Source organism: Reyranella sp. (assembly GCF_044224635.1).
Classification (GTDB): Bacteria; Pseudomonadota; Alphaproteobacteria; order Reyranellales; family Reyranellaceae; genus Reyranella.
Genome location: NZ_JBGAKA010000017.1, coordinates 69,687 through 94,680 on the forward strand (window position 1 = coordinate 69,687; position 24,994 = coordinate 94,680).

17 protein-coding genes are annotated in these 24,994 nt (G+C 68.3%); 15 read left to right on the forward strand and 2 right to left on the reverse strand.

Annotated features, from left to right (window positions below; translation table 11 throughout):
• Window positions 1–34 precede the first annotated feature (34 nt).
• From ACILR9_RS16735 to ACILR9_RS16745, 3 genes are read left to right on the forward strand one after another with little or no spacing between them, the layout of a single operon-like run.
• Window positions 35–4,492 carry a GAF domain-containing protein gene (locus ACILR9_RS16735; RefSeq protein ID WP_395711087.1) on the forward strand — a complete coding sequence of 1,486 codons (4,458 nt, stop codon included), beginning with the start codon at window positions 35–37 and terminating at the stop codon, window positions 4,490–4,492.
• Window positions 4,492–4,887, forward strand: a complete 396-nt coding sequence (locus tag ACILR9_RS16740) for a response regulator (RefSeq protein WP_395711088.1) — start codon at window positions 4,492–4,494, stop codon at window positions 4,885–4,887. The genes ACILR9_RS16735 and ACILR9_RS16740 overlap by 1 nt, the downstream gene beginning before the upstream one ends.
• Window positions 4,888–4,891: 4 nt before the next feature.
• Window positions 4,892–5,974 carry an adenylate/guanylate cyclase domain-containing protein gene (locus ACILR9_RS16745; RefSeq protein WP_395711089.1) on the forward strand — a complete coding sequence of 361 codons (1,083 nt, stop codon included), beginning with the start codon at window positions 4,892–4,894 and terminating at the stop codon, window positions 5,972–5,974.
• Between the two features lie 69 nt (window positions 5,975–6,043).
• On the opposite strand, the gene ACILR9_RS16750 is transcribed toward ACILR9_RS16745, so the two are convergent.
• Complete coding sequence (locus ACILR9_RS16750) at window positions 6,044–6,883, reverse strand: amidohydrolase family protein (RefSeq protein ID WP_395711090.1); 840 nt, start codon at window positions 6,881–6,883, stop codon at window positions 6,044–6,046.
• An 83-nt stretch (window positions 6,884–6,966) separates the two neighbouring features.
• On the opposite strand from ACILR9_RS16750, the gene ACILR9_RS16755 reads away from it, so the two are divergent.
• Both ACILR9_RS16755 and ACILR9_RS16760 read left to right on the forward strand, forming a co-directional pair.
• Complete coding sequence (locus tag ACILR9_RS16755) at window positions 6,967–8,493, forward strand: 4-hydroxyphenylacetate 3-hydroxylase N-terminal domain-containing protein (RefSeq protein WP_395711091.1); 1,527 nt, start codon at window positions 6,967–6,969, stop codon at window positions 8,491–8,493.
• A 103-nt stretch (window positions 8,494–8,596) separates the two neighbouring features.
• On the forward strand, window positions 8,597–9,991 hold the full coding sequence (locus tag ACILR9_RS16760; RefSeq protein WP_395711092.1) for a serine hydrolase domain-containing protein: 1,395 nt from the start codon (window positions 8,597–8,599) through the stop codon (window positions 9,989–9,991).
• Between the two features lie 123 nt (window positions 9,992–10,114).
• Here ACILR9_RS16760 and selD read toward each other — a convergent pair whose 3' ends face one another.
• Window positions 10,115–11,161 (reverse strand): selenide, water dikinase SelD, encoded by a 1,047-nt coding sequence (selD, locus tag ACILR9_RS16765; RefSeq protein WP_395711093.1) that lies wholly within the window; start codon window positions 11,159–11,161, stop codon window positions 10,115–10,117.
• Window positions 11,162–11,373: 212 nt separating this feature from the next.
• Here selD and ACILR9_RS16770 point away from each other — a divergent pair, with 212 nt between their 5' ends.
• From ACILR9_RS16770 to ACILR9_RS16815, 10 genes are all read left to right on the forward strand, one after another.
• Window positions 11,374–11,784 carry a hypothetical protein gene (locus tag ACILR9_RS16770; RefSeq protein WP_395711094.1) on the forward strand — a complete coding sequence of 137 codons (411 nt, stop codon included), beginning with the start codon at window positions 11,374–11,376 and terminating at the stop codon, window positions 11,782–11,784.
• A gap of 302 nt (window positions 11,785–12,086) precedes the next feature.
• Window positions 12,087–13,073, forward strand: a complete 987-nt coding sequence (locus tag ACILR9_RS16775) for a ketopantoate reductase family protein (protein WP_395711095.1) — start codon at window positions 12,087–12,089, stop codon at window positions 13,071–13,073.
• Between the two features lie 60 nt (window positions 13,074–13,133).
• A complete protein-coding gene (locus tag ACILR9_RS16780; RefSeq protein WP_395711096.1) occupies window positions 13,134–13,964 on the forward strand; it encodes an amidohydrolase family protein in 831 nt (276 codons plus the stop codon).
• Between the two features lie 108 nt (window positions 13,965–14,072).
• Window positions 14,073–14,675, forward strand: a complete 603-nt coding sequence (locus ACILR9_RS16785) for a hypothetical protein (protein ID WP_395711097.1) — start codon at window positions 14,073–14,075, stop codon at window positions 14,673–14,675.
• A gap of 87 nt (window positions 14,676–14,762) precedes the next feature.
• Complete coding sequence (locus tag ACILR9_RS16790; RefSeq protein WP_395711098.1) at window positions 14,763–15,446, forward strand: response regulator transcription factor; 684 nt, start codon at window positions 14,763–14,765, stop codon at window positions 15,444–15,446.
• The gene (locus ACILR9_RS16795) at window positions 15,443–17,500 is read left to right on the forward strand and encodes an ATP-binding protein (RefSeq protein ID WP_395711099.1); all 2,058 of its coding nucleotides are present in this window, start codon (window positions 15,443–15,445) and stop codon (window positions 17,498–17,500) included. The genes ACILR9_RS16790 and ACILR9_RS16795 overlap by 4 nt, the downstream gene beginning before the upstream one ends.
• A 3-nt stretch (window positions 17,501–17,503) precedes the next feature.
• On the forward strand, window positions 17,504–20,665 hold the full coding sequence (locus tag ACILR9_RS16800; RefSeq protein ID WP_395711100.1) for an AsmA family protein: 3,162 nt from the start codon (window positions 17,504–17,506) through the stop codon (window positions 20,663–20,665).
• Between the two features lie 213 nt (window positions 20,666–20,878).
• Window positions 20,879–22,486, forward strand: coding sequence for a rhodanese-like domain-containing protein (locus tag ACILR9_RS16805; protein ID WP_395711101.1), 1,608 nt, complete (start codon window positions 20,879–20,881; stop codon window positions 22,484–22,486).
• A gap of 313 nt (window positions 22,487–22,799) precedes the next feature.
• Window positions 22,800–23,816 (forward strand): Bug family tripartite tricarboxylate transporter substrate binding protein, encoded by a 1,017-nt coding sequence (locus ACILR9_RS16810; RefSeq protein WP_395711102.1) that lies wholly within the window; start codon window positions 22,800–22,802, stop codon window positions 23,814–23,816.
• Window positions 23,817–23,819: 3 nt separating this feature from the next.
• Window positions 23,820–24,902, forward strand: a complete 1,083-nt coding sequence (locus ACILR9_RS16815; RefSeq protein ID WP_395711103.1) for an amidohydrolase family protein — start codon at window positions 23,820–23,822, stop codon at window positions 24,900–24,902.
• Window positions 24,903–24,994: the final 92 nt, after the last annotated feature.

Genomic DNA, 24,994 nt, shown 5'->3' on the forward strand with positions numbered 1-24,994 from the left:
AGTTATGGTCGTGCCGGGTCAACCGGGGAATGCCATGGCAGGGGAGCCTGACATCGCGGAAAGCCAGGCGGTAAACGAGCTCAGTCGCCAAGTCGCGGCACTCGCCCGAGACAATGCGCGCCTGGCGGGCGAACTGCAGCAGCGCACCGATGATCTTCGCCAATCGCGCGAATACCAAGCCGCGATCGGCGAGGTGCTCACCGCGATCAGCCGCTCGACCGTGGATCTCGCACCGGTCCTGCAGACGCTCACCGACACGGCGCTCCGCCTCTGCGAGGCCGAGATGGGCTTCATCGTACGGCGCGACGGTGAGGTGTTCATCGTCGTGACGGCGGCCGGCGCCACCTCCGAGTTCGCCGCCGATGCCGAAGAGTACAAACGCTACCAGGCGGCGCGGCCCATCTCGCTCGATCGCGGCTCGGTCACCGGGCGCGTGGCGCTTGCCGGCCAGCCGGTGCAGATCCTCGACATCGCCGCCGATCCCGAGTACCGGCTGGCCGGCGCCACCGCACTCGGCAAGATTCGCACCCAGGTCGGGGTCCCGCTGGTGCGCGAAGGCGCGCTGGTCGGCGTCCTCATCCTGTCGCGCCAGCGGGTCGAGTCGTTCTCAGAGCGCCAGGTCGACCTGCTGCGCACCTTCGCCGACCAGGCGGTGATCGCGATGGAGAATGCCCGGCTGCTCGGCGAGCTGCGCGAATCGCTCGACCAGCAGACCGCCACCGGCGACGTGCTGCGCACCATCAGCCGCTCCTCGACCGATCTCGGCTCGGTCCTCGACACGCTGGTCGCGACGGTGGCGCGCCTGTGCCGCGGCGATCAGGCCTGGCTGTTCCGGCACGACGGCAACCTGCACCATCTGCTCGCCTCGGCCGGCGCGTCCGACGAGGCGCGCGCCTACATGCGCGCCCACCCGTTCGAGCCGAGCCGCGGCAACACCAGCGGCCGCGTCGCGCTGGAGCGCCGCACCATCCATATCCCCGACGTGCTGGCCGATCCCGACTACACCTGGAACGGCCTGTCGGTCGTCGGCTTCCGCACCACGCTCGGCATTCCGCTGCTGCGCGAGGACACGGTGATCGGCGTGTTCGTCGTCTGCCGCGCGCGCGTGGCACCCTTCACGGACAAGGAGATCGAGCTGGCAAGCGGCTTCGCCGACCAGGCGATGATCGCCATCGAGAATGCCCGCCTGTTCGAGGAGCTGCGCGACCGGCAGGCCGAGCTGCGCGTCACCCTGGACAATACCGGCGACGGCGTCGTCATGTTCGACGCCGATCTGAGGCTCGCCTCATGGAACCGCAACTTCCAGGAGATGCTCGACATCCCGGACGAGTTCATCGTCGGCCGTCCCGGCCTCGACGACTATGTCCGCCTGCTGGCGGTGCGCGGCGAGCTGGGCGACGGCGATCCCGAGAGCACCGTCACCGACTATCGCGAACGGGCCAGCCGGCAATGGTCGACCGAGCGGACGCGGCCCGATGGCCGCATCATCGAGGTGCGCAACAACCCGGTGCCGGACGGTGGCGCGGTGCTCATCTATTCCGACATCACCGAGCGCAAGCAGGCGGAGGCCGCGATCGCCGCTGCGCGCGACGCCGCCGAGGCCGCCTTGGAGCGGCAGACCGCCACTGCCGACATCCTGAAGGTCATCGCCAGCTCGCCGACCAACGTGCAGCCAGTTCTGGATGCGCTGGTCGAGGCCGCCGTGCGCTTCTGCGGCGCGTCGGATGCGACCATATCACTGCGCCACGGCGATGAAATCGTCCGCAAGGCGCACGCCGGACCATTGGCCGCCGCCATCGGAGCGCGCCGCCCGCTGGACGGCGACTCCGCGAGCGCGAGAGCCATAAGGCACTGCCGCACCGTTCACTACGAAAACATCGAGGCTCTCGACCCGGTCGAGTTTGCCGGGGCGCACGAGCGCGCAGCCCGGGACGGCTATCGCGCGGCACTTGCCACTCCGATGGTTCGCGATGGCATTGCCATCGGCAACATTGCGCTGCGAAAGGTCGAGGCCGGCGGCTTCACGCCGCAGCAGATCGCCTTGATCGAGACCTTCGCCGCCCAGGCGGTGATCGCCATCGAGAACGTGCGGCTGTTCAACGATCTGCGCGAAGCGCTGGAGCAGCAGACTGCGACGGCCGACATCCTGCGCGCCATCTCGGAGTCGCCGACGAACGTCCAGCCGGTGCTCGACGCCGTGGTCAAGGCGGCATTGCGATTCTGCGGCGCGCCCGATGCCCTCATCGTCCTGCGGGAGGGCGACGTTGCCGTCTACGCCGCGCACGAGGGCCCGATCGAGGCCCGTCGCGGGCCGAGGAGGTTGAGCCGCCAGACGGCTCCCGGCCGGGCTATGGCGGACAGCAAGGTCGTGCAGATCGCCGATCTTCAGTCGGCCGAAGGGGACGGTTTTCAGGAGGGGCGCGCCCTCGGCGCGGCGGCGGGCTTTCGCTCGGCGTTGGCGGCGCCGCTGTTGCGCGACGATGTAGCGATCGGCGCCATTTCACTGCGGCGTCCCGAAGCGGGCGCATTCACGCCGCGGCAAGTCGAGCTGCTCGAGAGCTTCGCCGCCCAGGCGGTGATCGCCATCGAGAACGTGCGGCTGTTCACCGAACTCAGCGAATCGCTGGAGCGGCAGACCGCCACCGCCGACATCCTGAAGGTCATCGCGAGCTCGCCGGCCGACATGAAGCCCGCCTTCGACGCCATCGCCGGGAGCGCCAAGCGGTTGCTCGGCGGCCTGTCGACCACGGTATGGCGGCTGGAGGGCGAGGCCTACCATCTGGAGGCGTTTACGCCGACCAGCGAAGAGGCCGACCAGGCGTTGCGCGCGATGGCTGTTCTCCCCAAGGAACAGGGTGACACCCTGGCTCCTGCGGCGGCCGGAAGAAGCGTCACGGAAATCCCCGACACCGAGAGCGGCCCGCCCTTCATGCGCGAGATCGCCCGCCTGCGCGGCTTTCGCGCCTGCCTCGCCGTGTCGCTGGCGATCGAGGGCCAGTCGATCGGCTTCGTCAATGTGACGCGACGCGAGCCCGGCGGCTTCCGGCCCGAAGATGTCGAGCTGCTGAAGACCTTCGCCGACCAGGCGGTGATCGCCATCCAGAATGCGCGGCTGTTCAGCGAGCTCAGCGATGCGCTGGAGCAGCAGACCGCCACCGCCGACATCCTGAAGGCGATCGCGAGTTCGCCGACCGACGTCCAGCCGGTGCTGGAAGCGGTCACCAGGGCGGCACTGCGGTTCTGCGGCGCTCCCGATGCGCTCGTCCTGATGCGCGACGGCGACGAAAACATCGTCGTCGCGCACCAGGGCACGCTCACGGCGACCCTCGGGTTGCGCCGGCCGATTACCGGCAATTTCAGTGGCCAGGCCCTGCTCGAAGGCCGCACCCTGCAGATCGCCGACGTCGACGACCTGGATGCCGCCCGTTATGCCGGGGTCAAGGAATTGGCCAGGCAGCACAAGTGGCGTTCCTCCGCCGCCGCACCGATGATGCACGGCGGCAACGCCATCGGCTGTGTCGTCCTGCGCAAGCCCGAGCCGGGCCTGTTGTCGCTCCGCCAGATCGCGCTGCTCGAGACCTTCGCCGCCCAGGCGGTGATCGCCATCGAGAACGTCCGGCTGTTCACGGAATTGCGCGACTCGCTGGAGCGGCTGAAGGCGGCGCAAGCGAACCTGATCCAGTCCGAGAAGATGGCCTCGCTCGGCCAGCTCACGGCGGGCATCGCGCACGAGATCAAGAACCCGCTGAACTTCGTCAACAACTTCGCCGCCCTCTCGGTCGAGCTTCTGGACGAGCTCAAGGAGACCGCCGACGCGGCATTTGCCACACTCGACGCGGACACGCAGGCCGAGGTCGACGAGACGATGGCGCTGCTGGTCGGCAACCTCGGCAAGATCGCCGAGCACGGCAAGCGCGCCGACGGCATCGTCAGGAGCATGCTGAGCCACAGCCGCGGCGGCTCGGGCGACTGGGCGTCGTCCGACATCAACGCGCTGGTGGAGGAGGCGCTGAACCTTGCCTATCACGGCGCGCGCGCCCAGGACAACGAGTTCAACGTCACCCTCGAGCGCGACCTGCAGAAGAATGCGCGGCCGATCGAGCTGGTGCAGCAGGACGTGACGCGCGTGTTCCTGAATTTGTTCGGCAACGGCTTCTATGCCGTGGGCAAGCGGCGCAAAGCCGACACGCAGCCGGGCTTCCGGCCGACGCTCAAGGTCTCGACGCGCGATCTCGGCGACGCGGTCGAGGTCAGGGTGCGCGACAACGGCACCGGCATCCCTCCCGACGTGCGCGAGAAGCTTTTCCAGCCGTTCTTCACCACCAAGCCGACCGGCGAGGGCACCGGGCTCGGCCTGTCGATCAGCTACGATATCGTGACGCAGCAGCATGGCGGCACGATCGAGGTCGACAGCGAACCGGGCAGCTTCACCGAGTTCACGGTGCGCCTGCCGCGCCGGCGTGTCCAAACCAGCACCAGCGAGCGAGCGTGATGAGCGTCAGCATTCTTGTAGTCGACGACGAGGCCGACGTGGTCGAGCTGTTCCGTCAGCAGTTCCGCCGCGAGGTCCGGCAGGGCCGCTACGTCATCCATTTCGCGCGGTCGGCCGAGCAGGCGCTCGACATGCTGGGCGGCGGCATCCGGCCGGAGCTGATCGTGATCCTGTCCGACATCAACATGCCCGGCATGGACGGGTTGGGGCTCCTGCGCGAGATCAAGGCGCAGCGCGCTGACCTGCCCATCATCATGGTGACGGCCTACGGCGATGACGAGCGCCGGCGTCAGGCCGCCGAGTTCGGCGCCAGCGAGTTCGTCACCAAGCCGGTCGATTTCGAGATCCTGAAGCGGCAGTTGCAGGAACTGCCCATCCCATCGCGCCCCGGGTGACAGCGTGAGCGAACCCGCCAAGATACTCGCCGTCGACGACGAACCCGACTTCGAGCTGCTGTTGAAGCAGCGCTTCCGCCAGCGCATCCGCCAGGGCAACCTCGCGTTTCGCTTCGCGCGCCACGGCGAGGAGGCGCTGGCGGTACTGGCCGAGGAGCCCGACATCGGCCTGCTGCTGCTCGACATCAACATGCCGGTGATGGACGGGCTCACGCTGCTCGCCGAGCTGCGCGCGCGCAAGTCGTCGGCGCGCGCCGTCATCGTTTCGGCCTACGGCGACATGGCCAACATCCGCACCGCCATGAACCGCGGCGCCTTCGACTTCGTCACCAAGCCGGTCGACCTCGCCGACCTCGAGCTCACCATCGACAAGACGCTGGAGACCATCGCCTACGTGAGCGGGCTCGACCGCGAGCGCGCCGTCGCCGAGCGGGCGCGCGCCAACCTGGCGCGCTATTTCTCGCCCAACATCGTCGACCTGCTGGCCGACAGTGACGAGCCGCTGGGCCCGGTGCGCCGCCAGACCGTAGCCGTGCTGTTCGTCGACATCGTGGGCTTTACCCGCATGGCCGAAGCCATGGCCCCCGAGGCGGTGGTGGCCATGCTGCGCGAGTTCCACGAGCGCATGGCGGGCCAGATCTTCGCCTGCGGCGGCACGGTCGAGAAATACATCGGTGACGCGATCTTCGCCGTGTTCGGCCTGCCGTCGCCAAGCCCGCACGACGCGCTGAACGCGCTGCGCTGCGCCGCCCTGATGCTGAAGGAGCTCGCCGCCTGGAACGAGGCGCGCAACCAGAGGGGCGAGCCGCCGCTCGCCATCGGCATTGGTCTCAACTACGGCCCGGCCGTGCTGGGCGACGTCGGCAGCGAGCACAGCCTGTCCTTCACCGTGATCGGCGACACGGTCAACGTCGCGAGCCGCCTGCAGAGCCTGACCCGCGAGCTCAAGACGCCGCTGGTGGTGGGCGACGCCGTCGTGACCCAGATCGGCGGCGGCACCCTGCCGCTCGCCCTGCACGACCAGGGCGAGCGCGAGCTGCGCGGCCGCAGCGGGACCATCCGTATCTGGACGCCGACGCCTGTGTAGCTCGTCCCATCGGTCGGCGGGACGCTTCTCCTTGGCGACGTATGTCGCCAAGACGTTGAGTCAGCCGCGCTACTTCTTCGGCGACCACCCGTAGGCCTTGGCGCAGGCGCCGCCCATCAGCATGGCGCGTTCGCTCGCGCTCAGTCGGTCGGTCTTCACGAACGGCTCGACGGCCTGCTCGTAATTCACCACCGCGAAGGCGCGCGTCCAATCGGTGCCCCACAGGCAGCGCTCGAAGCCCCAGGCGTCGAAGATGCGGGCCAGCGGCTCCCAGATGTCGGGGAAGGGGTAGGGCTGCCTTGAGAGCGTGCAGGCGCCGCTCACCTTGATCACCACGTTCTTGCGCTTGGCGAGATCAAGCACCTTGGGCAGGTCGGCCCACGGCTCGGCCGGGGCGGGCGGCGTGCGCGGCTGCAGGATGCCGAGATGGTCGAGGATGAAGCGCGTGTCGGGATGGCGGTCGATCAGGGTCGCGCCAGCCGCGAGGTTGCCCCAGCACAGCATGTTGAGCGGGAAGTCGTACTTGACGGCAGCGCGGCAGATGCGGTCGAGGCCGGGGTCGTTGGGATCGCGGCCCGCCTCCTGGGTCAGCATGATGCGGATGCCGACCGTACCCGGCGTCTTCTTCCAGTCGGCCACGACGTCGGCCACCGCCGGATCGTCCGGGTCGACCGGCTTGACGATGCCGAAGCGGCCGGGATGGGCGCGCTGCACTTCCACTGCGTAACTGGCGTCATAGCGGTACATCGAGAAGGCGGAGATGAAGATCGCGCCGTCGACGCCGACTTTGTCCATCGCCGCCACCATCTCGTCGCCGGTGACATGCGGCGGCCAGTTCGGCACGGTGTGCCAGGGCCGCTTGGGCGTGTTGGCCTCGTAGGCATGGATTTGCGAATCGATGACGGTCATCGGGCGTTCTCCTCTGTGGCGGGCGAGTTTGGTATCCCGGCAGGACGGCGTCCAGACGCAGCCGGAGACGGGAGGGGGCAGCCATGGAAAAACCTGAAGACTTCATTGCCGACCGCAAGCGGCCCTTCACCGGCGCCGAGTACATCGCGAGCCTGCGCGACGGCCGCGCCGTCTATATCGACGGCGAGCGCGTGGCCGACGTCACTACGCATCCCGCGTTCCGCAATGCAGTGCGCTCGGTCGCCCGGCTTTACGATGCCCTGCACGATCCGAAGACCAAAGACCTGCTTACCTGCGCCACCGACACCGGGTCGGGCGGCTATACCCATCGCTATTTCCGCGTGCCGCGGTCGCGTGCGGATCTGATCGCCGCGCAGCAGGCGATCGCCGGCTGGGCGCGCCTGTCCTACGGCTGGATGGGCCGCACGCCCGACTACAAGGCGGCCTTCTCGAACACGCTCGGCGCTGTGCCGGATTACTACGGGCCCTACGCCGAGAACGCGCGGCGCTGGTACGTGCGTGCACAGGAGGCGGTGCCGTTCATGAACCACGCGCTGGTCAATCCGCCGGTCGACCGGCACCTGCCGGCGGAGGCGGTGAAGGACGTCTATGCGTGCGTGCAGAAGGAGACGGCGGCCGGCATCTACGTTTCCGGCGCCAAGGTGGTGGCGACGTCGGCAGCCTTCACGCACTACAACTTCATGGGCCAGTCGTCGAAGACAGCGACCGAGGACCTCGACCTCTCGCTGATGTTCATGGTGCCGATCAACGCGCCGGGCCTGAAGCTCATCTGCCGCACCTCCTACGAGGCGGCGGCGTCGCGCAATGGCTCGCCGTTCGATTACCCGCTGTCGTCGCGCTTCGACGAGAACGACGCGATCTTCGTCCTCGACAACGTATTCGTGCCCTGGGAGGACGTGTTCGTCTATCGCGACCCGGCGCGGGTGATGAGCTTCTTTCCCGGAACAGGATTCCTGCACGGCGGCATGTTCCAGGGCTGCACGCGCTATTGCGTGAAGCTCGACCTGATCGGCGGGCTGCTGGCCAAGGCCCTGCGCGCGACCGGCGGCGACGAGGTGCGCTCCAACCAGGTGCTGCTGGGCGAGCTGGTGGCGTGGCGCCATCTGTTCTGGTCGCTGTCGAACGCCATGGCCCACAATCCGATGCCCTGGAAGGGCGACGCCGTGCTGCCCGAGCTGCAGGCGGCAGTCTCGTACCGCGTCTTCGCCCCCGACTCGTGGCCGCGCATCCGCGACATTGTCCAGCGCACGATGTCGTCGGCTCTGATCTACCTGCCGTCCTCGGCGAAGGACTTCGCCAATCCCGAGATCGACGCCTATCTGCGGAAATACGTGCGCGGCTCGCACGGCATCGGCCATCGCCAGCGCATCAAGGTCATGAAGCTGTTGTGGGATGCCGTCGGCACCGAGTTCGCGGGACGCCACGAGCTCTACGAGCGCAACTATTCCGGCGGCTGGGAGGATATCCGCGCCCAGGCCCTCACCGGTGCCCAGCGCGGCGGCAGCCTGAAGGCGATGGAAGCGCTCGTCGAGCAATGCCTGGCCGACTACGACGAGAACGGCTGGACGGGCAACGACTGGACGAGCTGACGCCCCACGAGCGCTGACTCCAGCAGGAGGGCGCGCTCCCGGTATGAGATCTCGATGAGATTGTGAGACGACGCATGCCATCGCGGCCCGCTATGGTGCAGCCATGTTTGCCGAGATCGACGCCGCCTGCGCGGCTTTTTCCGAAGAGCACAAGCTGCCGGGCCTGGTCGCGGGCATCGTCGACAAGGGACGGCTCGTCCATGTGACGGCGCTGGGGCTGGCCGACCGCGAGGCAGGGCGTCCGGTGGGACGCGACACCGCCTTCCGCATTGCCTCGATGACCAAGAACATGACCTCGCTGGCGATCCTGTCGCTGCGCGATGCAGGGAAGCTCGTGCTCGATGCGCCGCTCACCGAGTACGTGCCGCAGTTCGCCGCGGTGAAGCCCGCGACCAGCGACAGCAAGCCGGTCACGCCGCGCGACCTGATGTGCCATGTCGCGGGCTTCGTCACCGACGATCCATGGGGCGACCGCGTGCTCGGCATGACGCCGGCCGAGCTCGACGCCGTGATCGCCACGGGCACGCTGTTCGCCCGCCCGCCGGGCCTGGCCTTCGAATATTCCAATCTGGGCTATGCGCTGCTTGGTCGCGTGCTGACCAACGTGAGCGGCGAGCCGTACCAGCATTACCTGCGCCGCACCTTCCTCGCACCGCTCGGCATGACCCGCACCACCTTCGACGCGCTCGCCGCGGCGCGCGGCGATTATGCCTTCGGCTATCGTCTCGACGGCGCAGCCTGGTCGCGCGAGCGGCTCGAGCCGGACGGCGAGGTCGGTGCCATGGGTGGCCTCGTCACCATCGCACCCGATTATGCGCAATGGGTCGCTTTCCTGCTTTCGGCCTGGCCGGCGCGCGACGATCCGGAGGCCGGGCCGGTGCGGCGTTCCAGCGTGCGCGAGCTGGCACTCTACCACGCGCCGCCCTACCGGCCCGAGAAGGGCGACCCGCTGCCCAGCGCCTACGGCTACGGGCTGGTGAGCACGGCGGATGCCGAGCTCGGTCGGCGCCTGCACCATGCCGGCGGCCTGCCGGGCTACGGCTCGCACGTGCTGATGCTGCCCGACCGTCGCTGGGGCGTGTTCGCGTTCGGCAACCGGACCTACGCGCCGATGTCGAAGCTGACGCCGCGACTGGCCGAGATCTGGCACCGGACGGCGCCGAAACCTGCGCCGGCTGCGCCATCGCCGGCGCTTCGCCGCGCCGTCGACGCCGTGATTGCGGCCTACGCCTCCGGCCGGATCGAGGACGTGGCCGATGCCTGTGCGGTGAACCTGCTGCTCGACACGCCGCCCGACCTGCGCAACGCCCAGCTCGCCGAGCTTAAGCAGCGGCTGGGCGGGGCGACGACCGTCGCGGCAATCGAGCCCGAGCATGCGCTGGCCGGCCACGTCGTGCTGGCCTGCGCGCGCGGCCGCCTGAAGGTCGAGCTGGTCCTCTCGCCCGAGGCGCGGCCCGGGATCCAGAAGCTGACCTTCACCGTCGAGCCATCGACGTGAGACGGCTTCGACCCGAGGCAAGGCGGTGCGTGTGCAGGATCCGCACGCATCGCCCGCATCAGGAAATCTTTGGAATCCCGGCGTGACAGCCGCCAATTTCGCCGGCAATGGCGACGCCGTCGCTCAGACGACAGTGATGCCCGGCGTGCCTTTCGCGGTGTGTCCGATGATCGCCGTCGCGGGATAGGCGGCGGCGCGGATGGTGGCGGCAATCTCTTCTGCCCGCGTCGCGTCGCAGGCGACCAGCAGGCCGCCCGACGTCTGCGGATCGCTGAGCAGATGGCGCTGCCATTCCGGCAGGCTTGCCGGCAACGCGACGTGATCCTGGTAGCTCGCCCAGTTGCGGTGCGATGCGCCGGTGACGTAGCCCTGCTGAGCCAGCGACGCGGCCTCGGCGAGCAATGGCACCTTGGCCACCTCGATCGTGAGCGCGAGCTTCGAGCCGCGTGCCATCTCCAAGGCATGGCCAAGCACTCCGAAGCCGGTGATGTCGGTGATGGCATGGACTGCGGGATCGCGGGCGAGGTCTCTGCCGACCTTGTTCAGAAGCGTCGTCGTCGCGATCATCTCAGGATAGCCGTGCGGCGGCAGGGCGTTCTGCTTGATGGCCGCGGAATAGATGCCAACGCCGATCGGCTTGGTGAGGAGCAGAGCGTCGCCGGCGCGCGCATCGGCATTGCGCCGCACTTCGGACGGCTTGCAGAGGCCGATCACGGCAAGCCCATAGACCGGCTCGGGGCAGTCGATCGAATGACCACCCGCCACCGGGATGCCGGCGGTGGCGCACACTGCCGCGCCGCCCCTCAGGATCTCGCGCACCATCTCGGTCGAGATTTTGCCGACCGGCATGCCGAGCACGGCGAGCGCCATGATCGGCTTGCCGCCCATCGCATAGATGTCGGAGATCGCGTTGGTGGCGGCGATGCGGCCGAAATCGTAGGGGTCGTCGACCATCGGCATGAAGAAGTCGGTGGTCGCGATCACGCAGGTCTGGTCGTCGACCTGCCAGACCGCGGCATCGTCGGAATGCTCGGTGCCGACCAGGAGCTGCTTGAACGGCGCCACCGTCGGCTGATCGGCGAGGAGCTGCTGCAGCACGGAGGGCGCGAGCTTGCAGCCACACCCGCCGCCGTGCGCAAGGCTGGTCAGTCGAATCTGTGGTTCAGTCAAGGTCGTCTCCTGAGAATTGGCCGGATGCAGGTTGGTGGCGGCACGCCCATGCGATCTGGAAGTCGGCTGACAGGTTAGCGCAAACCGGCAGGTCACGCTTGTGTGAGTCGCGGCGTTCGCCGGGGCACCGTGCGATGAATTCTGCTACGACATGGGTCAGGCTGAGCCCGCTTGCCGAGCCGCTCTGTTGAAGGGTGATGGTGGAGGTCTCCATGCCTCGGCGACTCCTTGCCTTGTTCGTGGTGCTTTGCCTCGCCGGCTGTTCCACGCAGGCCGAGCGCGATGCGCTGTTCGACAAGCAGCTGCGCGAGATGGCCGGCGCGTCCGAGGCCGGGCTGCTGAAGAGCATGGGCCGCATCCCCGATAATTCCTATCAGCTTGAGGACGGCACCAAGATCCTGCAATGGCGCTGGGACACCTCCTACATCGATCCCGGCATCCCACCCATGTACATGCGGTGGGGCGGCTGGGGTTGGGGCTGGGGCGGCGGCTGGTGGGTGCCGATGGGCGGCTTCCCGCCGACGCTGGTGCGCCAGGGCTGCATCGTCGAATGGACCATGGTGGGCAGCCTGGCGCAGGGATATCGCTGGCAGGGCGCGGGTTGCCAGAAGGTCACGCCCTGAGGTGGCGTGTCTCCGGGGCATGCGCCGGGAGTGCCCTGATCCGTGGCACTCTTCTCAGTCTTCTCCCCAGCTTCGTGGGGAGGTGTCGCGCTCATGCCGCGACGGAGGAGTCAGGAGCCCCTCGCGCGCGTTCGCCGTCGCGAGCCGCGCGCCTGCCGGCGATTACGCCGACATCTCCCCAGTGAGGAGGAACAAGAGCGAGAGTGGCGCGCTCCCGACGGGTCGGCGGGTGTTGACGATCGCGCGCGTGGCACCGCACGGTGTCGCCGCCTGTCGAGCCGACAGGACGGGGAGAGCGGTACATGCGTGTTTGCGTTTTTGGGGCAGGCGCGATCGGGGGCAATTTCGCGGCGCGCCTGGCCGATGCCGGCAACGAGGTTTCTGTCGTGGTTCGCGGCGACCATCTCGAGGCGATCAAGGCCCGGGGCCTGACGCTGATCGCCGGCGACCGGAAGATTATCGTCAAGGTGCGCGCGAGCGACCGGCCGGCTGATCTTGGGCCGCAGGACGCCGTGATCTCGACCCTGAAGGCGACCGGGCTTGGCGCGCTGGCCGACGGCGTCGGCCCGCTGCTCGGTCCCGACACGCCCGTGGTGTTCGCCCAGAACGGCATCCCCTGGTGGTACGGCCAGGGCCTCGACAAGTCGCGGCCGCCGGCGCCCGATCTGTCGCGCCTCGATCCGGGCGGCGCGCTGGCGAGGAGCGTGGGCTACGCGCGCACCCTGGGCGGCGCCATCACCTCGCCCAACCATGTGGTCGAACCGGGCATGATCGTGAACGAGCAACCCGAACGCAACACGCTGTGGGTCGGCGAGATCGACGATCGCCAGACGCCGCGGGTCCAGGCGTTGCGCGAGGCGCTGAAGGCCGCCGGCATCGGCTCGCCGTCGACCACCGACATTCGCTACGACATCTGGCACAAGCTGATGGCCAACCTCACCGGCTCGACGATCTGTCTCATCCTCGGCCAAGCGGTCAGCATCCAGAAGACCGAGATCGTCAATCAGCTGGCGCGGCGCGCGCACGCCGAGGCTCTGGCGGTCGCGGCGGCGCACGGCGTCGTGCTCGACGACAGCCCTGATGCACGTTACGGCGCCAAGCGTGTCTATACCCAGCATCGCCCGTCGATCCTGCAGGATTACGATCTCGGCCGGCCGATGGAGATCGAGTCGATCGTGCGGGCACCGGTGGCCTTCGCAAAAAGCGTCGGCGTGCCGACGCCGACCCTCGAGGCGATCGAGGCATTCGCCGTCAGCATGGCGGCGTCGAAGGGCCTCTACGCGCCGTAGCGCCCCGGTGCCCGGTAAGCCGTCGGTTGCCCAGAAGAGCAGTTGGTTGGAGACGCGTTCATGAAGATCATCGATGCCCAGGTCCACATCTGGTCGCAGACCGTCATTCCACCAGGAGGCGGGCATCGCCAGGTGCCGAGCCTCAGCGCCGAGGAGCTGTTGGTCGAGATGGCGGAGGTCGGCGTCGATGCGGGCCTGATCCATCCGCCGGCGAGCTGGGATCCGACTTCGAATGCGCTCGCCATCGAGGCGGCGAAGAAATATCCCGATCGCTTCGCCATCATGGGCCAGTTCCCGCCGGAGAATCCCGACAACGTCCGGCTGATCCCGGGCTGGCGCAACCAGCCCGGCATGATGGGACTGCGCTGGGCGCTGCTCTATGGCGAGCAGCCGAAGATGATCGTCGACGGCCGGCTCGACTGGATCTGGCCGGCCGCCGAGAAGGAGGGCTTGCCTGTGTCGCTGCAGGCAGGTGTGTTCCTGAGGAAGTTCCGCTGGATCGCCGAGACCCATCCGGCGCTGAAGCTGATCATCGACCATTGCGGCCTGAAAGTGCTGACCAGGGATGTCGACGCGATCGAGCATCTCGACGAGCTGCTGGCGATCGCGAAGCTGCCTAACGTGGCCGTGAAAGCGACCGGCGCGCCGGCCTACTCGACGCAACCCTATCCGTACAAGAACCTGCACGAGCCGCTGCATCGCATCTACGATGCCTTCGGGCCGGACCGGTTCTTCTGGGGGACGGACATCACGCGGATGCCCTGCACCTGGCGGCAGTGCGTGACGTTCTTCACCGAGGAGCTGCCGTGGCTCAGGGACCACGACCAGGAACTGGAGAAGGTGATGGGCCGTGGCTTGGCGAAATGGATCGGCTGGGACTTCGGCTTTTAGCAACGCTCTTCTCCTTCTCCCCAGCGAAGCTTGGGGAGAAGGAGAAGACGCTCGCGGTTCTGAGGGCACCGGCAATTTGCCACAATGGAGCGCCACCCTGGCCGCCCGATGAGATACCTGACCAGCATCGTCGCAGCCCTGGTGGCGCTATGCCTCCTGTCCGATGCGGCGCTGGCCTGGGCCTGTTGCTCGAACCGCGGCTACCGCTATGTCGCGGTCGAGCAGATCAGCGAGCCGCGCCTGCGCGAGATCGCCAACATGACATTCGACTCGGAGGCTGCCCTGGCCACGGGCGAGGCCGATGCGCCGGACGAGTTCCGGGAGTTCGGCACGAAGTTCGCGCTGGCGGTCGAGCGGACCGAGAAACAATTGGTGTTCTCGTTCCGGGGCGAGGCGGGAAGCTTGGCCACACTGACGCTCGCGATGCCCGGCACCATCTCGATCTTCCAGGTCGATCCGCGCAGTGGCGTGCCCGACGACGGACTCGGCCCGCTGCTCTACAAGGAATGGCAATTGACCAGCAATGCCGGCGGCGCCGGAACCGGGGTGTTCCGCTCCTTCACCGGCCCCGGTCAGATGCTGAGCCTGATCCTGCACGGCCGCGGCCACGGCTGCACCGAAGCCGGCCATTTCACGGACTGGACCCTTCTGCTCGACGGACCGTCGGGCCACCTCACGCTCTATGGCGCTCTGACCTCCGCCTTCCGCTAGCCGCGGTTAACGAGGCATTAACTGCCAGGGGGCATGGCGGCATCGAGCCATTGGAAAGGTATCGACCGCGCGATACGTTTTGCGGTCATGTACGACGTCGCCGTTGTCGAGGATGAGGACCTGGCCCGCAAGGCGATTGCCCTTTCCCTGCGGGGTGCCGGCTACAGGGTTCACGAGGCAAGCGATGCCCTGGCGTGCCGGGCCTTGCTGCGCCAGACTCGCCTCGATGTCGTGGTGCTCGATCTCGGCCTCCCCGGCGTCGACGGCTTGAGCTTCGCGCGCGAGCTGCGGGACCAGTCGGACATCGGCCTGATCATCGTGACGCGGCGGTCGGATCCCGAGGGCAGGATCGCCGCCCTCGATCTCGGCGCGGACGACTACCTGGTGAAGCCGGTTCACTATGGCGAGCTGGCCGCGCGCATCCGCAGCGTCATGCGCCGCGCCGGCCGCGACCGCCGCCGGCGCAAGGTCCTGGGGCAGTGGATCGTCGATCTCGACGCTCGCACGGTCAGCAGGGGTGGCGAGAGCGCCCGCCTGACGCGGGGCGAGTTCGATATCCTGGCCCGCCTGATGCAAGCCGATGCGAAGATCGTCTCCCGCCAGGAGCTGCTGTCGGTCATCAGCCGGTCGCCCCTGGACGCCGACCTGCGGTCGGTCGACGTGCTGGTGAGCCGGTTGCGCCGCAAGCTCGATCACTTGGACGGCGACAGCCTGATCGCGACGGCGCCGGGCTTCGGTTATCGCCTCGTTGCGGCACCTGCGGAGCCATGACGGTCTTCTCGGGTCGGCTCAAGGAAAGGCATCTCATGCGCGCGATGCTCGAGCGTCGCGCTCCCGGATTGATCGTCGTGCGGGGCCCGTCCGGCGTGGGAAAGACGGCACTGGTGGAGAAGGTGCTGCAGGAGCTGGCGCCGGCAGCACCCATCGTCGGACGCGCCAAGTATGCCGACCAGACGTCGAGCGCCGGCCTGCGTCCGGTGGTCGACGCGCTGTCGCAGGCGGTCGACGCGGCCCTCGGCCGTCTCTATGACCCGGCTTCCGGGGCGGCCTCCCTGCGCGCTCTCCTGGGCATTCAATACGGCGCGCTGCTGGCCGCAGGTTTCGCCGCCGAGGGAGTGACGGGCGGCGAAGCACCGCCCGTCCCCCGGGCCTTGACGAGCCACGAAGGCACGGTGCGCCTGATCGACGCCCTGGCACGGGTGCTGCAGTGGCTCGAGGGGTTCGCCTTGCCGGTCGTGCTTTTCGTCGACGACTGGCATCGCGCGCCCAACGAGGCGGTGGGCTTCGTGCACGCCTGCAGCCAGCGCGGCGAGGCGAGCCTGCTCAAGCTGGTCCTCGCCATCCGCGGCGACGGCTCGACGGTCTATCCGGGCGCCGCGTCCTTCGTGGATGTCGAGCCGCTTGCCTCGGCCCAGCAGCTCGAGCTGCTCACCGGGCTGCTGGAGGAGCCGGCGCGCGCTCATGCTGTCGTGGATTGGCTCGGCGCCAACTCGAGCGGCTTGCCGTTCGATCTTTGCCAGATCGCGCTCGCCCTCGATCGCGAGGGAGCCTTTGTTGGCGCCGGTGCCTCCCAGCGTGTCGACCCCCAACGGGTCATCGCCATCGACAACAGCAACATCGACGACATCATCACCCAGCGCGCGCGGACCCTGGCACCGGACGCCGTGCGTCTCGGCATGGCCGCCGCCTTGTGGGGCGATCGGGCGCCGCTCGACCTGCTCGGCCGCTGCCTTGGCCAGTCGCGCGCGGCGACGCAGGCCGCGGCGGCAACCCTGCAGGTGCTGTCGAATGCCGTCAAGTACACCACCCGCGGCGGCATCGTCGTAGGCGCGAGCGTCAGCGAGGCGCCCGACGGCAAGGCCCGGATCGCGCTCGCCGTCGAGGACACCGGGCCGGGCATTCCCGAGGAGCGGCTGGCCCATCTTTTCGAGCCGTTCGACCGGGCTGGCCGCCAGGATTCGAAAGGGTTGGGTCTCGGCCTCCTGCTGTCGCGTCGCATCGCCGAGCGCATGGGCGGGTCGCTGACGGCTGAGAATCGCCAGGGCGGCGGGACGCGCTTCGTCCTCTCCTTCGTCGCCGCGAAGGGAGATGCTGCGGGCGCGCCGCGGGTCGAGCCGGGGGCGGCCGCGCGCGCCCTCTCGATCCTGATCGTCGAGGATGCCTCCCACATCAGGCGGCTCATCGCGCGGTTGCTCGCCCTGGACGGCCATGACGTGACCGAGGCGGAGAGCCTCGGGCAGGGCCTCGAGCGGACGCGCGGACAGAAATTCGACCTGTTGCTGCTCGACCTCCAGCTCGCCGATGGCGATGGCCTCTCGCTGCTCGAGCAGTGGCCGGCGGAACAGGAGCGGCCGCGCGTCATCGTCCTGACGGCCGACGTCGCCCGCGAGGCCGTAGAGCGCGTCAAGCAGACCGGAAGCATCCTGCTGCGAAAGCCGATCTCAGCGGCGGAGCTCAGGGCTGCCATCGCCCGGGCCTGCGGCGGCGCACGATCGGCAAGCCCGCCGCCTGATTTCGATGCCGCGATGGCGAGCCTCATCCAGGAGGCTCGCGAGGAGATCGTCAAGCGGACGGCCGATCTGGTGGAGCTTGTCGAAGCGGGCCAGCCGCTCCGCGAGATCCGGCAGCATGCCCACAAGCTGGCAGGGCTGGCGGCTCAATTCGGCGCGGCGGGCATCGCCGATGCTGCCGACCGCATCGAGCAGGCCTGTGCAGGGGGAGTTGCTCCTGCGGATTGCCTGTTCCACCTGAAGGACGCTCTCGCGGAGCGTCGAGAGAGTGCGGATCGCGTGGCGCTTCCTGGCACACTACCGGCAATGGAGTAACGGATGATCCGCAGGATCGGCAGGAAGCTTTTGATCGGCACCAGCCTCCTTGGTCTGTTGGTCGCAGCCCTCGCGGCGATTCCTTTCTTCGTCGACGCCAATGCCTACAAGCCTGAGATCATCGCCCAGGTGAAGCAGGTGACCGGGCGCGACGTGACGATCGACGGGCCGATTCATCTCGGGTTGTTGCCGACGCCCGAGGTCACCCTGAATGGCCTTCGGATCTCCAACGTGGCGGGTGCCGACAGTACGGACATGGTCGTGGCGACGTCGATCATGGTGCGGCTGTCGCTGCTCGGCCTCCTGACCGGCGAATTGCGGCCCGCCGAAGTGGCGCTGGTCGAACCCAGGATCGCCCTGCAGATCGACGCTTCGGGGCAGCCAAACTGGCTGTTTCCCGCGACGCCTGAATCGAGAGCCATCCCGCTTCCCCGCGTGATAATCGACAATGGCACGCTGGCTTTCCGGGATGCCCGGTCAGATCTCTCCATGGTCGCGGCAAAAGCCAATCTCTCCGCTTCGGCCGGTTCTGTCGCAGGGCCATTCTCCCTGGCCGGAGCAGCCGCCGTCAACGACGTGCCAATGACGATTGACCTCGCCGCAGGGACGAAGGGCGGCGGCGGCCATACGATCGACCTCACCCTGCGGGCGGCCAATGGCCGGCTTTCGTTTACCGGTACTGCGAGTGAACTCGGTTCTGACGCGCGACTAAGCGGCAAGGCGTCCGCCTCGGCGGACAACCTCGTGGCGTTTGCGCGCGCGCTGATCGCGATGACCGGCCGGCCGCAACCTCCGCTGCCTCCGCTCCTGGCTGGAAAGTTCAGGTTCGACGGTTCGGTCGAGGCTTCGTCGACGACCGTCGCTGCCAGAGACTTCACGCTGGCCCTGGGCGAAGACAGCGGCACGGGTTCGCTGGCCCTGACGTTGGCGCCAGGCCTCGCGGTCGACGGCAGATTTGCGGCGCCGCGGCTCAACCTCGACCGCTGGCTGGCAGCCCTTGCGCTGCTAGACGGTCTGAAGGAAGCACCCACACCCGCCACGCCTGCGGCCACGAGCACGGCTGCGGGCGCGGCACAGCCTGGCGCGAGCTGGCTGGATGCTTTCAGTGCAAACCTCGCCCTCGAGGTCAACGAGGTCATCTACAGGGGCAAGGTGGTGCGCAACCTTGTCCTGGAGCTTCAGGCAAAGAGCGGTCTCGTTGCCGTGCCGAAGTTCAGCGTCAGCCTGCCGGGCGACCTCGACGTGCAGGCGACGTCCACCCTGTCGGGAGATCCGGCACGCCCGACCGTGTCCGGCGGCTTCAGCCTCGAAGGGCAGAAGCTGCGCGAGACCCTGGCGTGGCTCGATGTCGACGTCACCTCGATTCCTGCCGACAAGCTCAATCGCCTCAGCATGAAGGGCCGCATGGGCTCGCGGGTCGGCACCATCACGGTGAGCGATGCCGCCTTCGGGCTGGATGATCTCACGGGCACCGGCGGCATCCTCGTGACCTTCGCCGTGCCGGTGTCGGTCGTCACCCACATCGAGCTCGGCACGGTCGACCTCGATCCCTACCTGCCGCCATCCGACCGCGGGCAGGCGGGATTCCGTCTGCCGGTCGACAAGGTCACGCCGATTCTCGCTCTGCTGGGACCGTCGATCGGACTGAAGCTCAAGGTCGAGCGCATCGACTGGAAGGGCGAGGCGATCACGAGCGTCGAGCTCGATGCTGCCCGCACCGCCGGTACGCTCAACCTCAACAGCTTCAGGATCGCCAGCCTGGCGGGCGCGCGGGTGAACCTGCGGGCGGCGATCGCCAACTACTGGACAAAGGAGCCAAAGGGCAGCGCCGCCTTCGAGTTCCGCGCACCCGACATCGATCGGGTGCTGAAGCTCGTCGGCCAGCCGCCATCCGGTGTCGGCCCGCTCAGCATGACCGGCGATGCGAGCGGAAGTTGGGCGCAGCTCGCCGTGAAGGACTTCACCATCGACGCCATGGGCTGGGAGGTGATGGCCAGTGGCGCGCTGGCCGCGCCTGAGGCGAAGGCTGGCGGGGCAATCGCACGGGCTTCGTGGAAAGGCAACGTCCGCGTCAACGGGCAGCCGATCGAAACCATCATCGATGTCGACCTGTCCGGTGCCAAGCCGGTGATCGACGCGGACCTCAGGACCGGCATGCTCGACTTCAGCGGCCTTGCGGCCGGCCGTCGCGGCGCCGTGCGTGCGGCGATCGCCCCGGGCTCCCACCCGATCGGCACCCCGTTGCAGAGAGTCGACGGCACGCTGAAGGTGAGCGCGACCGGCCTCGGCGGAGTCGCCGTGCCGCTCAGCACGGCCGAGATCGCCGCGACATTGAAGGACGGCGTGCTCACCGTCTCGCGTTTGACGGGCGGCCTCAATGGCGGCACGATCGCACTGTCCGGCGTCATCGACGGCAGCAAGCCGTCACTCTCCTTCGACCTGAAGGGTGAGGCGAGGGGCATCGACATCGCCCGGATGCTGCGCCGCCGGTCGGGCAGCAACGAGATCGGCAGCTTCATCAGGATCGCCGTCGACGGCCGTCTCGACGCGACCGGCATTGCCCTGCGTGGCGCCGGGACGACCGTCGCCGAGCTCAGAAGCTCGCTGGCCGGCAGCGCCGACATCATGGGCCATGTGCAGGCGCGCGCCGACAGGTTCCTGGCTCTGCTGGGCTCTGCGGCGACCGGTGCGGCGGGCGGCGCCATCGACCTGACCCTGGGCAACATCATGAGCGCCCTCGGCGAGAGAGGCGGTGTCGGCGTCGGCAACCTTCTGAATGCGATCTCGCTGGTGCTCTACCGCTACGTCAACCATGACAACGTGTTGGCCGGCCATATCGATGTCGCCAGCGGCCTGGCCACCGACCGCCCCCTGACGCTGCGGGGCAATGGCGTCACGGCCCGCATCGCCACGCGCACCGATCTCGCGCGCGCCACGACCGACACCACGATCAGCTTCGTGCTGGCCGAGGTGCCGTCGGCGCCTTACCTGATCGTCACCGCGCGGGGCCCGATCGAGGCGCCGTCGTTCTCCGCCGTGCGCGGCCCGGCCCCCGATCCGCCCGGCGTGTTCGACAAGCTGCCGCGCCTGCCGCCCGTGACCCTGCCGAGCATTCCAGTCCCCCACATCCCGCTGCCGCACATTCCCAACCCGTTCGGCCGCTGAGGAGGCCCTGCGGTAAATCCATGATCCGCTCCGGGCTCTGGAAGCCCGAACGCTGGGCTTGATCGACGGCCTGCCGAGCTGCGCCCAGGCCCTCGATGATCACGGCACGCTTTCCGTCGCCCTGCCCGAATCGAGCAGCGTATTGTGAACAGCGAGGTGAATCGGCTCTACTGGCCGCAGCGATTCAATCTCTGAACTTCAAGGACTAAAGCAGTGACGAACGAAACCATCGCTCCTCAGGACCTCAGGCAGCGACTGCGCAACATCATCAACGGCAATGGCGGCGAGCTCGCTTTCCTCGATGTGCGCGAGGATGGTCAACGGGGCATGGCCCATCCATTGCTGTCGGTTGGTCTGCACTATTCCACCCTCGAGGCGATGATCGGCCGGCTGGTGCCGCGCCGATCGACGCCCATCGTGCTGATGGATGGCGGAGACGGGGTCGCGGAACGGGCCGCCAAGCGTCTCGCTGCGCTCGGCTATTCCGACATCGCCGTGCTGGGCGGCGGCGTCGATGCCTGGAAGTCTGCCGGATACGAGCTGTTCATGGGACACAACGTGGTCAGCAAGTCGTTCGGCGAGTTGGTCGAGCACGCCTGCCACACGCCGTCGATCTCCGCCGAGGAGCTGAAGGCGATGCAGGATCGCGGCGACAAGCTGGTCGTGCTGGATGGCCGCACGCCCGAGGAGCACCACCGGCAATGCCTGCCGGGCGGCATCAGCGTCCCCAACGGCGAGCTCGTCTATCGGGTCCACGATCTGGCCCCCGATGCCGACACCACCGTGGTCGTGAACTGCGCGGGCCGCACGCGAAGCATCATTGGCGCGCAGACCCTTCTCAACGCACGCATACCGAACAAGGTCGTCGCCTTCCGCAACGGCACGATGGGCTGGACGCTGGCGGGCTTCACGCCGCAGCTCGGCAGCACCCGGAGCTTCGGACCGGTCTCGGCCGGCGGGCAGGCGCAGGCCCGGCAATGGGCCACGGAAATGAAGAACCGCTACGGCGTGGGGTCGGTCGACCGCAAGACCCTGGACGCGTGGCGCCAGGACGGGAACCGGACGACGTTCCTGTTCGACGTGCGTGACGGGCGCGAGTACGCCGATGGCCACGTACCTGGTGCGCTGTCGATCGCCGGCGGCCAGCTGGTCCAGACCACCGACGAGTGGATGGGCGTGCGGGGCGCCAGGGTCGTGCTGACCGACGATACCGGCGTGCGCGCCGATGCCACCGCCCACTGGCTCGCCCAGATGGGCTGGGATGTCTACGTGCTCGAAGGCGGAATCGGGTCCGGGCCAGTCGATCGCGGTCCCGCGATGCAGCCGGTGCTCGGGCTCGAGTCGATCGAAACATCGCAGGTCACGCCTGGGGAGCTGAAGGCGCTGATCGATGCCGGTGACGCCGCGGTGCTCGATGTCGGCCCGGGCCTCAGCTATCGCAAGGCACACATTCCCGGTGCGAGGTGGGGATGCCGGCCTCAGCTGGCCAAGGCGGTGGCGAGGTTCGGCAAGGCCAAGCGCATCGTTCTCGCCTCGCCCGACGCGGTACGGGCCAAGCTGGCGTCGGTCGACCTGCGCGACCTGACGGACGCCAGGATCGCCGTGCTCGAGGGCGGCACGGACGCGTGGGTGAATGCCGGACTCCCGACCGAAGAAAGCCCTGCCGTGCCGTCGAACGAGGAGATCATCGATCATCTGGTCTGGGTGGCCGGGCGGCGAACGGGCAACCAGGCCGAGATGAAGCAGTACCTTGCCTGGGAGCAGCAGCTCGTCGAGCAGCTCGAACGTGACGGCAATCTGCCCTTCCGCATCGTCGCTTAGGGCCTGTGACGAGACAGGTGCTCCAGAATCGCTGCCATCCGGAGCGCAGCAAGGGACCTTTATTGCTGCCTCAAAGGTCCTCGCTGCGCTCAGGATGACAGAAGTGTTGTCCCAACTGGAGCCCCTATTTCGTGACAGGCCCTTGGCGCGCGCCATTGCGTGGAGGACCTTCGACAATTCGGCCTTGTCGCGTCGCTCCTGACGCCGTTTCGAAGAGCAGGCGATCGCCGCCGATAGCGCTTGCCGGTGGCCGACTCGCGCCCGCAGAGTTTTGCCGGCGGCCGCGAGAGCCGTGAGCGATCGGAGGAAGATCATGTCGCGTGTGCGTATCCCGACTATGCGTATCCCGACCCTGCGGCGTCGAAGCGTGCTCAGGGGCGGCGTTCTTGGCGCTGCTGCGGCGTTGGCGGCGCCGTCGATCGGGCAGGCCCAGGCCTATCCGGCGCGCGGCGTGCGCGTCGTCAATGCCTACAGTCCGGGCGGCACGGCCGACGTCATCTGCCGCATCCTGTGCGCGGCGCTGACGGAGAAGCTCGGCCAGGCTTTCACCGTCGACAACAAGCCGGGTGCGGCCGGCACGGTCGCCGCGCAGATCGTGGCGCGCGCGCCCAACGACGGCTACACGTTGCTGTACGACGCCACCGCGCACTCTGTGAACCCGTCGCTGTTCGCCGGCAAGCTGCCCTACGACACGCTGCGCGAGCTGTTGCCGGTATTCCTGTCGATGCAGGCGCCCAACACGCTGAATTGCAACGTCAAGTTCGAGGCCAAGACGGTGCCCGAGCTGATCGCGCTCGCCAAGAGCAAGCCGGGCGGGCTCGATTGCGCGTCGACCGGCGTCGGCACGGTGCAGCACGTCACGCTCGAGCTCCTGAACCAGCGCGCCGGCATCAAGATCAATCACGTGCCCTACAAGGAGATGGGCGCGGCGCGCAACGATCTGTTCGCGGGCCGCGTGCCGATGCAGTTCGGCAACGTGCCGGGCACGGTGGCGCTGCGCTCGGCCAAGGAGGTGACCTGCATGGTCCATACCGGACCGAAGCCGGTCGAGGTGCTGCCTGGCGTGCCGGCGATGGCCGAGACCTTGCCGGGCTTCGAGACCTGGGAGTGGAACGGCGTGTTCGTCCCGGCCGGCACCGACCCGGCGCTGATCACGCGGCTGAACGAGGAGATGAACGCCGTGTTCCGCGCGCCCGCGACGGCGGCGCGTCTGGTCGAGCTGGGGGCGCTCACGCGGCCCAACACGGTCGCCGAGTTCGCCGCCTTCCGCGAGCAGCAGATCGCGTTCTTCGCCGACATGGTGAAGGCCGCCAACATCCGCATCGAGTAGACGATGGCTGTCACCGATCCGTTGCTGGGCCACGGCCGCCAGATCATCGTACGCGAGGAGTGGCTGCGATTGACCGAGGAACCGGTGCTCGAGCCCGGCCTGCCGATCGTCGATCCGCATCATCACCTGTGGCAGCGCGGCGCGGACTCGTACCTCCTGCCCGAGCTGCTGGCCGATACAGGCAGCGGCCACGACATCCGCGCCACGATCTTCGTGCAGTGCGGCGAGATGTATCGCGCTGCCGGGCCGGTCGAGGAACGGTCGCTGGGGGAGACCGAGTTCGTCACCGGCGTCGCTGCCGCGAGCGCGAGCGGCCGCCACGGGCCGACGCGCGCCTGCGCCGGCATCATCGGCATGGTCGACTTGACCGTGGGCGACAAGGTCGACGCGCTGCTCGACGCGCACCGCGCCGCGGCCGGCGGGCGCTTCCGCGGCATCCGCAACCGCACCGCCTGGCATCCCTCGCCGGAGGTCACGACCAACCTGGTCGCGCCGCCGCCCGGCCCGCTGGAGAATCCGGCCTTCGCTCAGGGCGCGCGCCGACTCGCCGGGCACGGCCTGCCGCTCGACGTGTGGTGCTATCATACGCAGTTGCCGCACGTGATCGCGCTGGCCCGCGCCGTGCCCGAGCTCACGATCGTCGTCGACCATGTCGGCGGCCCGCTCGGCATCGGCCCTTTCGTGGCTAAGCAGGCCGAGGTGTTTGCCGAGTGGAAGCAGCGCATGCTGGCGCTGGCGGCCTTGCCCAACGTCGTGGTCAAGCTGGGTGGCCTCGCAATGTACGTCACCGGCTTCGACTTCCACCGCCGGCCGCAACCGCCCGGTTCGCAGGCGCTGGCCGACACCTGGCGACCCTACATCGAGACATGCATCGAGTCGTTCGGCGCCGGCCGCTGCATGTTCGAGAGCAACTTCCCTGTCGACAAGGGAATGTGCAGCTACGCGGTGCTGTGGAACGCCTTCAAGCGCCTGGCCGCCGGTGCGGGTGCGGCGGAGAAGACAGCGCTGTTCAGCGGCACGGCGATGCGCGTGTACGGACTGGAGCGGCTTCCCGCAGCGCTGTCCGTGGATCTCGCAGCCGCCTGAGGTGCGGCGCTCGCAAGCGCACACCCTTCGAGCGGACCGACAGTTTCTCGTCCTGCGGGCACAGGCAGCGCACGCTGCTGGTGCCCTCGCTG

Bases quoted from the DNA above. Each gene is read 5' to 3' on its own strand.
- ACILR9_RS16735 (WP_395711087.1), top strand. From the start codon at position 35: ATGGCAGGGGAGCCTGACATCGCGGAAAGCCAGGCGGTAAACGAGCTC.
- ACILR9_RS16795 (WP_395711099.1), top strand. From the start codon at position 15,443: ATGACGGTCTTCTCGGGTCGGCTCAAGGAAAGGCATCTCATGCGCGCG.
- ACILR9_RS16785 (WP_395711097.1), top strand. From the start codon at position 14,073: ATGAGATACCTGACCAGCATCGTCGCAGCCCTGGTGGCGCTATGCCTC.
- ACILR9_RS16780 (WP_395711096.1), top strand. From the start codon at position 13,134: ATGAAGATCATCGATGCCCAGGTCCACATCTGGTCGCAGACCGTCATT.
- ACILR9_RS16760 (WP_395711092.1), top strand. From the start codon at position 8,597: ATGTTTGCCGAGATCGACGCCGCCTGCGCGGCTTTTTCCGAAGAGCAC.
- ACILR9_RS16800 (WP_395711100.1), top strand. From the start codon at position 17,504: ATGATCCGCAGGATCGGCAGGAAGCTTTTGATCGGCACCAGCCTCCTT.
- ACILR9_RS16810 (WP_395711102.1), top strand. From the start codon at position 22,800: ATGTCGCGTGTGCGTATCCCGACTATGCGTATCCCGACCCTGCGGCGT.
- ACILR9_RS16755 (WP_395711091.1), top strand. From the start codon at position 6,967: ATGGAAAAACCTGAAGACTTCATTGCCGACCGCAAGCGGCCCTTCACC.
- ACILR9_RS16775 (WP_395711095.1), top strand. From the start codon at position 12,087: ATGCGTGTTTGCGTTTTTGGGGCAGGCGCGATCGGGGGCAATTTCGCG.
- ACILR9_RS16770 (WP_395711094.1), top strand. From the start codon at position 11,374: ATGCCTCGGCGACTCCTTGCCTTGTTCGTGGTGCTTTGCCTCGCCGGC.
- ACILR9_RS16790 (WP_395711098.1), top strand. From the start codon at position 14,763: ATGTACGACGTCGCCGTTGTCGAGGATGAGGACCTGGCCCGCAAGGCG.
- ACILR9_RS16740 (WP_395711088.1), top strand. From the start codon at position 4,492: ATGAGCGTCAGCATTCTTGTAGTCGACGACGAGGCCGACGTGGTCGAG.
- ACILR9_RS16815 (WP_395711103.1), top strand. From the start codon at position 23,820: ATGGCTGTCACCGATCCGTTGCTGGGCCACGGCCGCCAGATCATCGTA.
- ACILR9_RS16750 (WP_395711090.1), bottom strand. From the start codon at position 6,883: ATGACCGTCATCGATTCGCAAATCCATGCCTACGAGGCCAACACGCCC.